This window comes from Psychrobacter sp. UBA5136 (assembly GCF_002414005.1).
In the GTDB taxonomy this organism is placed as follows: Bacteria; Pseudomonadota; Gammaproteobacteria; order Pseudomonadales; family Moraxellaceae; genus Psychrobacter.
Genome location: NZ_DHYG01000041.1, coordinates 1 through 8023, shown reverse-complemented (window position 1 = coordinate 8023; position 8023 = coordinate 1). Strand labels below are relative to the sequence as shown.

General features: G+C 44.5%; 8 protein-coding genes. 4 read left to right on the top strand and 4 right to left on the bottom strand.

The window, feature by feature from the left end; genetic code table 11:
* Window positions 1-111: 111 nt before the first annotated feature.
* On the top strand, window positions 112-390 hold the full coding sequence (locus B4240_RS05875) for a type II toxin-antitoxin system RelE/ParE family toxin (protein WP_296237395.1): 279 nt from the start codon (window positions 112-114) through the stop codon (window positions 388-390).
* Between the two features lie 38 nt (window positions 391-428).
* On the top strand, window positions 429-728 hold the full coding sequence (locus B4240_RS05870) for a HigA family addiction module antitoxin (protein WP_296237393.1): 300 nt from the start codon (window positions 429-431) through the stop codon (window positions 726-728).
* Between the two features lie 101 nt (window positions 729-829).
* Here the strand turns inward: B4240_RS05870 and B4240_RS05865 are convergent, their stop codons facing one another.
* The 4 genes from B4240_RS05865 to B4240_RS05850 all read right to left on the bottom strand — a co-directional run bounded on the left by B4240_RS05865 (window position 830) and on the right by B4240_RS05850 (window position 4396).
* Window positions 830-1639 carry a MipA/OmpV family protein gene (locus B4240_RS05865; protein WP_296237392.1) on the bottom strand — a complete coding sequence of 270 codons (810 nt, stop codon included), beginning with the start codon at window positions 1637-1639 and terminating at the stop codon, window positions 830-832.
* 75 nt (window positions 1640-1714) lie between these two features.
* Window positions 1715-2713, bottom strand: coding sequence for a rhomboid family intramembrane serine protease (locus B4240_RS05860; protein WP_296237390.1), 999 nt, complete (start codon window positions 2711-2713; stop codon window positions 1715-1717).
* A gap of 128 nt (window positions 2714-2841) precedes the next feature.
* Window positions 2842-4041, bottom strand: a complete 1200-nt coding sequence (locus tag B4240_RS05855; RefSeq protein WP_296237388.1) for an alpha-hydroxy acid oxidase — start codon at window positions 4039-4041, stop codon at window positions 2842-2844.
* Between the two features lie 37 nt (window positions 4042-4078).
* Window positions 4079-4396, bottom strand: a complete 318-nt coding sequence (locus tag B4240_RS05850; protein ID WP_296237386.1) for a glutaredoxin family protein — start codon at window positions 4394-4396, stop codon at window positions 4079-4081.
* 232 nt (window positions 4397-4628) lie between these two features.
* Here B4240_RS05850 and mtgA point away from each other — a divergent pair, with 232 nt between their 5' ends.
* Both mtgA and ppk1 read left to right on the top strand, forming a co-directional pair.
* Entirely contained in the window at window positions 4629-5315 is a 687-nt protein-coding gene (gene mtgA / locus B4240_RS05845; protein WP_296237384.1) for a monofunctional biosynthetic peptidoglycan transglycosylase, read from the top strand.
* A 100-nt stretch (window positions 5316-5415) separates the two neighbouring features.
* Complete coding sequence (gene ppk1, locus B4240_RS05840) at window positions 5416-7668, top strand: polyphosphate kinase 1 (protein WP_296237397.1); 2253 nt, start codon at window positions 5416-5418, stop codon at window positions 7666-7668.
* Window positions 7669-8023 lie beyond the last annotated feature (355 nt).

Genomic DNA, 8023 nt, shown 5'->3' with positions numbered 1-8023 from the left:
CTTATCCCGAACTGGGGTTATCTTTATTGATGTTTATCGATTATCGATATACTATAAGAAATAGCACTACAACTTATTTTAAAAACATAAATAAAGGGTATTGAGACTTATATGATCGTTAATTTCAAATGTAGTGACACTCAAACTCTTTTTTCTACTGGAAAAACAAAGCGTTGGTCTGCCATTAAAAACGTTGCAGAGCGTAAATTACTACTGTTAGATAGTGCAACTATGCTTGAAGACTTAAAAGCACCACCCGGTAACCGACTAGAAGCTTTGCATGGTGACAGAGAAGGTCAGCATAGCATTCGCATTAATTCGCAGTGGCGACTATGCTTTTTTTGGACAGAGCACGGCGCTACAGATGTAGAAATTATCGATTATCATTAATCTAGAATCTAGCAACAATAAGAGATAGAGAGAAACTCATGACTAAAAACGGTATGCGTCCAATTCATCCTGGCGAAGTATTACGAGAAGATTTTCTTGAACCGCTCGATATGAGTGCAAATAGCCTAGCAAATAAACTTGGCGTTACTCCTGCACGTATTAACGAAATTGTACGTGAGAAGCGAGGTATAACAGCAGATACAGCTTTGCGTTTAGCTAAGTACTTTGATGGTAGCGCTCAGTTTTGGCTGAACCTACAATCCACTTATGAGCTACGTTTGGTCGAGACGGGTGACTTGGACTTCTTAGATGGTATTGAACCTATTGAATATGCTTAATATTTATTAGTGCACAATGTGATACCCTGCAATTCAGCTCATTTCAAAACAAAAAAAAGCCAAGCAAAATGCTCGGCTTTTTCTATCACCTTTCTAAAACTCTAGAACTTATACAACAACCCTAACGTCGTCGTGGCATCCGTCCGCGAGTCAACCATTGGACTATCGTATTGTTCATTTGGTAGATAGCTTAAGCTTTGATTGGCAAATCCTGCCCAGCGCTCATTAAAGTCATAGTTAGCACTAATATTAATATAAGGGTTTAAGCTATTATTTGACTCATAAGCAGCGACGCCTGTCTTCGCTGCCTCTTGCGCACTAACGCCATAATAATAGTTATTGTAGTCGGCATCATGGTACTCAAAGCCAATGCTTGGATAGACGGTCAGCTTATCTTTAGTGATTTTGGCAAGATAGGTCAAGCGCGCCGTATTGCCGCCACTTTTATCTAACACGTCAGTCGCGACTTGTAGACGAAAACCACCAACAGGCGTACGGCGCAGATAAGATAGACCGGCAGCGGCTGAGGCTTTACGCTCATCAAGACCTTGCAGCGCGCCAGTTGCATCGTCAGGGTCGAACTCACTGCCATCGAGCTGCGCATAAGCCGCTAGCTGATTGGTGCCATCATTGATGATATAAGCGCCAGCTTGCGCACCGCGTGCATAGATTCTGTTGTTATCATAAAACACACCCGGCAATACTTTTATGTCGGTGCTGTCTTCCAAATCATAAGCTGACTTGACTGCCATGACGTTGACGCCGACGCTTAAAATGGCATCTTTATCAGTCGGTAAGTTGTTTTTAAACAGTCCGGCATTAGAGATGCTGGCGACGCTAAATAGGGCAGTGGCGGTCAATGCGCTGACAGTGCGCGTCAACGGTTTCGATAGCGCTGATGATTTAAACATGGTTTGCTCTCATAAGTAGGTGGGATAAATGATAAAAAAGCGTTGATAAGTAGAATGATAAATAAGTCTGACGTTTTACTCAATGGCCGCTAGCACTTGTAGTATTTGCTGATGAATATCTTGCCACCACCATATAAAACCAATACTGATCAGCAGCATGACCAGCCACGGTAGCAATTGCCAAATAAGGGTCGATTTGGTCGCTGTTTGTTGTTCGTTAATTTTGCCGTGATTAAGGGCTGCATGATTAGCATAGCTATCTAAGGGTAAGTTTACAGCAGAGTCGTGATTAAAACTGCTGTTATTATCAAAATTACCCTCATTATCAAAGCGCGGAGCGTGGGTAGAAGTAGGGATAGAAAAGTCAGTATCGCTACTTGTTGGAGAGTTGATATAAGTAGTCTGATAAATGTCTTGAGCTCGGCTAGGTAGATGCTGTAGCGTCGCAGCCAAGCGCTGACGGTAGGCAATGGCAAACGCCAATGCAATCACCAATCCTGTGACCGCGCCGCCAATATGACCAGCATTATCAATCCCCGGTACGGCAAAGCCATATACCAAATTGATGCCCATAATAATGATTAGGCTTTTCAGATTGAGCACCATGCCATTGACTGATATTTTAAACAGCGCGGCTATCAATAGCGCGGCACCGATACCCATGATACCGCCAGACGCGCCCGCTGATAGCCCAGGTTGACCAGTGCCATCTAAGATACCTTGCCACGTGACATAATTGTTCAGTAAATTACCACCGATTGCCGCCAGTAAAAATAACACCAAAAACTTCGCTGAGCCAAACATCGGCTCGGCGATTTGCCCAAAGAAATACATGGCAAAACCATTAAACAATAAATGCATCAGACCGATATGCAAAAACGCACTACTTGCCAAGCGCCATGGTTCATTATCCATGGTATAAGGCAAAGCATTGGCGCCCCATTTGAGCAATGCTTCGGTCGATGGATTGTTGGCATCGACGCCGCTCAGCACCTGCATGATAAATAAGCCGATAAAGCTTATTAATAGCAAAGTGGTGACGGGCGCGGTTTTTAATAATTGTTGAATGGTCATAAACGCAAACTATCAATAAAAAGTGATGAGTAGAGTATAAAGGCTAGGGTTAAGGCGTGTCACCCATAAGTGAGTTATGAATGTTTAATAAAGGCTGCCTTTATAATAAGAAGCGGTTTTTTATTGTTTTAATAAGCATCGATTTTAAGATTTTCATAAGTACCTTTAACCAAAATATCATTCGTTACTTGATTGATATCGGTATGGCCACAAAACGCCATGCTGATGTCGCACTCGTTATAGATAATCTCCAGCGCACGGCGCACGCCATCTTCGCCGTAAGCGCCAAGCCCATATAAAAACGCGCGACCAATCATTGTCCCGTTAGCGCCCATTGCCATTGCTTTAAGCACGTCTTGACCGGAGCGAATACCACTATCGAGCCAAACCTCAATATTGCTGTTTTCTGCTCGTACCGCTTGCACGATATCAGCAAGCGCGGCAATGGAAGACAGCGCCCCATCGAGCTGACGTCCGCCATGGTTTGAGACGACGAGCGCATCGGCTCCGCTACGGGCAGCCATGATGGCATCTTCAGGTTCCATGATACCTTTGATAATCAGCTTGCCGCCCCACATATCTTTAATACGCGCGACATCATCCCAACTTAGCGCTGGGTCAAATTGTTCGGCCGTCCATGCCGAGAGCGATGAAATATCCTCGACGTTTTTAGCATGGCCGACGATATTGCCAAAGGTATGCCGCTTGGTGCCGAGCATATTCAGGCACCATTGCGGCTTGGTCATGAGATTTAATATATTGGCGAGGGTAGGTTTTGGCGGCGCAGAGAGACCGTTTTTAATGTCTTTATGTCGTTGTCCCAGCACTTGTAAATCCGCAGTTAAGATAAGCGCGGAACAATTGGCCGCCTTAGCGCGGCGAATCAAGTTGGCCATAAATTCTTGGTCACGCATCACATATAGCTGAAACCAAAACGGCGCACTGGTGTTTTCTGCCACATCTTCGATAGAACAGATACTCATGGTCGAAAGCGAGAAGGGCACGCCAAATTTCTCCGCTGCCCGTGCGGCGTGAATCTCACCATCGGCCCACATCATACCAGTAAAGCCAGTCGGCGCGATAGCCACCGGCATTTTGACTGTTGAGCCTAGCATATTAGTGGCAAGTGAGCGCCCTTCCATATTGACCAATACCCGCTGGCGCAATTTAATACGGTCAAAGTCGGTTTCATTATTGCGATAAGTGGTCTCAGTCCATGAGCCTGAATCGACGTAATCATAAAACATGCGCGGAACTTTACGCTTGGCAACACGGCGCAAATCTTCAATTTCTGTGACTTTCTTTAAAGTCGGGCTTAACTCTCTCATAGGTTTCTCATTATTATCATTTTTTACGTTGTCTGCTTTATGACCCTATTAACAATTGCTGCAAATCCAATACTGAAAAAGGATAGTTCAAGCGTTTTGATGGCGTCAATATCACAGGAATCGTGGTAGCAAACTCCATCATCAGCACCTCATCAAAATCAGCAATATCAACATACTGATAGCGTATCGGCTGCACCGCTTGAAATTGGCTGAGTAGGTGTTCAGCGACGTCACAAAGATGACAGCCAGTCGTCCCGAGTAGCCACCATTTATCTTGATTTTCAGCCGTACCAAGATTGGGATTGGTGGCAATCATGTGTGCCCGTAACATTGCTACCGTATTACCATTAGCCATATTTACACTCTTATTCTTATGTCTGTTTGCCGTATTTATCGCCAAGCATTACTTTTAAATTTTTTAAGGAAAAGTATTCGTAGCACTTGGCAGTATTTACATGATAAAGAAATAGGGTAAATAATGACAGCGATTGTGAGATTAGGTAAGATGACCTGCTATTTATGATTAGCGCGTTAGTGTTAGCAATTTAATATGACGACTATTTTTTAACCACTCGGATATCGCTCGCATGGCAAGTTTTGGCAAATTACTTAAACGCTTATTATTGGCATTCATGTTGTTGGTGGTGGCATTCCATATATTGGTCGCAGGTCTACTGCTTATTTGGAAAACCCAGCCGATTAATAACAGCATGTTTATGCTAACCCACCGTTTAACGGGCGGTACGGTCACGCAGACATGGGCAGAGTATGATGCCATTGCCAAATCTGCCAAACAAGCGGCGATTGTCAGTGAAGATTCGACGTTTAGCCAGCATAACGGCTTTGATATGAAAGGTATCGAGGCGGCGCGTAAAAAGAACGAAGCAACGGGCAAAATGTCAGCGGGCGGCTCCACCATAACCCAGCAATTGGCCAAAAATTTATTTTTAACCTCGCATCGCTCTTATACCCGTAAAGCTGAGGAAGCGATTATCACCGTAATGATAGAAACGCTATGGGATAAACAGCGCATTTTGACCGCTTATCTCAATGTCGCCGAGTTTGGTAATGGCATTTACGGTATCGAGGCGGCCGCGCAATACTATTTTGACAAATCCGCTGCTAATTTAAATCGTGACGAATCTGCCTTACTAATCGCCATGCTGACCAATCCAAAATACTACGAAGGTCATCAAAGCGACAAACGCTTGCGCAATAAACAGCGTATCATTAAAAAACGCATGAAAAATGCGGTTTTGCCGCAATCAGCTTAGGGTAAAAAATAATAGGCATAAAAAATAGCTAAAAGGGATTTGGTAAAAACAAAAGATGACGGCGTATCGATCACGGTAAAGGAATAAGAAGGTGGCAGAGATGGATAATGAGAAAAATGATGGTCATGAGGTTGACGACAATGTTGATATTGATGTTGATATAAAAACCGATATCGAGGTCAGCACAAGCCTTGCCGAAGTAGATGAGAATTTGACTAAAAGCTCGCCTGCGGGCTTAACGGAAATTGACTGGCAGCGTTTGGATGATGGTAGCTATTCAGCCAGCAGCTATATTAATCGCGATTTGTCTTTATTGCAGTTTCATCTGCGGGTGCTAGCGCAGGCGGCCAGTCCGCGCCATCCTTTGTTAGAACGGTTGTTTTTCTTAATCATTTTTTCGTCAAACATTGATGAGTTTTTTGAAATTCGTGTTGCCGGTATTATGCAAAAACTCAATATGGGTGACGTCTCAACCAGTGCTCATGGCATGCGCCCAAGTGAAGTGCTAAGAGAAATCTCTGCTGTTACTCATGAAGCCATTGATGAGCAATACCGCATTTTAAATGAAGATATCCTGCCCGCCCTTGCCAAAGAAGATATCCGCTACTTAAAACGTGACGAGCTAACGCCTGAGCAATCGGCGTGGATGAAGCAGTATTTTACTGAGCAAGTCTCGCCTGTCTTGACGCCCATTAGCATTGATCCCGCCCATCCGTTTCCGCGTTTAGTCAATAAAAGCTTAAACTTTATCGCTACTTTAGAGGGTAAAGATGCCTTTGGTCGCGATATCAATCTGGCGATTGTGCCAGCGCCGCGCAGCCTACCGCGCGTCATCCGTTTGCCGGATGAACTAACGGGCGGCAAAGAGTATCATGTGATGCTATCGGCCGTGATACATGAACACGTCAGCGATCTATTTCCTGGTATGAATGTCACTGGCTGCCATCAGTTTAGATTGACGCGTAACGCCGACTTAGACTTAGCAGACGATGTCGATGATATTGCTAAAGCGCTAGAGGGCGAGCTTGAAAACCGCCGCTTTGGCGATAAGGTGCGCTTAGAGGTTACCACCGACTGTCCGGCGCCGATTAGCGATTATTTGCTCAATGAATTTGAGCTGCACGACAACCAATTGTACCGCGTCAATGGTCCGGTCAACTTAACGCGCTTACTATTTGACTTTAACATTCCAGCGCTGCGTTACCAGCCGTTTACCCATGTCGTCCCCAAACCGTTTCGCCGTGAAGTCGATAAGCTCGATAAAGCGACCAGCATGTTTGCCGCGATGCGTAAAGGCGATGTTTTGACACACCATCCGTTTCATGCGTTCTCGCCAATTATCAATTTGCTGTGGCAGGCGGCAAGCGACCCAAAGGTACTCGCCATTAAGCAAACGCTGTATCGTTCAGGCACCAATTCAGAAATTGTCAAAGCCCTAGCGGCTGCTGCTCGCAATGGCAAAGAAGTGACGGCAGTTATTGAGTTACGCGCCCGTTTTGATGAAGCGTCAAATATTGCGGTGGCCAATTATCTACAAGAAGCTGGCGCGGTGGTGGTTTATGGCATTGTTGGCTACAAAACCCACGCCAAGCTGATGCTTATCATTCGCCGTGAAGACGATAAAATTCGCCGTTATGTGCATCTAGGCACTGGTAACTATCACGCCGGAAATGCCAAAGTTTATACCGATTACGGCTTGTTCACAGCCGACCCCGATATCTCAGAGGATGTGCACAAGATATTCCAAGAGTTGACGGGAATGGGCAAACCGGCCAATCTAAAAAAGCTCCTTCATGCGCCCTTTACCTTGCATGAAAAGTTAATGAGCTTTATCGATGATGAAATTGCTCATGCCAAGGCAGGAAAGCGCGCCCATATTATCGTCAAGGTCAATGCCCTGACTGAACGCCGCTTGATTGATAAACTCTATGATGCGTCGCAAGCAGGCGTTAAGATTGAGCTGATTTTGCGCTCCATGTGTTGCCTGCGTCCGCAAGTAAAAGGGTTGTCTGAAAACATCACCGTACGTTCTGTCATTGGGCGCTTTTTGGAGCATACGCGCATTTATTACTTTTATAATGATGGAGACGAGCGCTTGTATTGTGGCAGTGCTGACTGGATGGATCGCAATTTATTCCACCGCGTCGAGGTCGCGTTTCCAATCGAAGATAAAAAACTGTTTAAGCAAATTTATCAAGATGGCTTGATTAACTATCTACAAGACAATACTCAGGCTTGGACGCTTGACGGTAATGGCGTTTGGCAGCAGTTACAGCCAGTGGCAGATGAGACGCCGCACATAGCTCAAGAGCATCTATTAAAGATCATTAATGGCGTTGGCGAGTCGGTCTAGCCCTTTTTCAGCGGCATTTTAAACGCTAAATGCATTCTATGTATTTTTTGTTAAGACTCAATGGCAAAACTCAATAAAAACCAAGCGCCAGTATTTGTTCCGATAAATACTGATGCTTGGTTTTTTATTGGAGGAAGATTTAAACAGGTCGTAGAATAAAAGCTCATGGATATCAGCTCCAGAAAAGGCAAGTTACAAACTGTCGGTTAACCTCACATTTATTCACATATTGATACCGCAGTGCACTGGTGAGAAGCCAAAAATTCTTCTTATAATTGATGTATGCCTTGGCGCTAATAGAAAATGCGCTATTAATGGAGAGTTTTCTATATATTAACCCCACTCTCAACTTTAA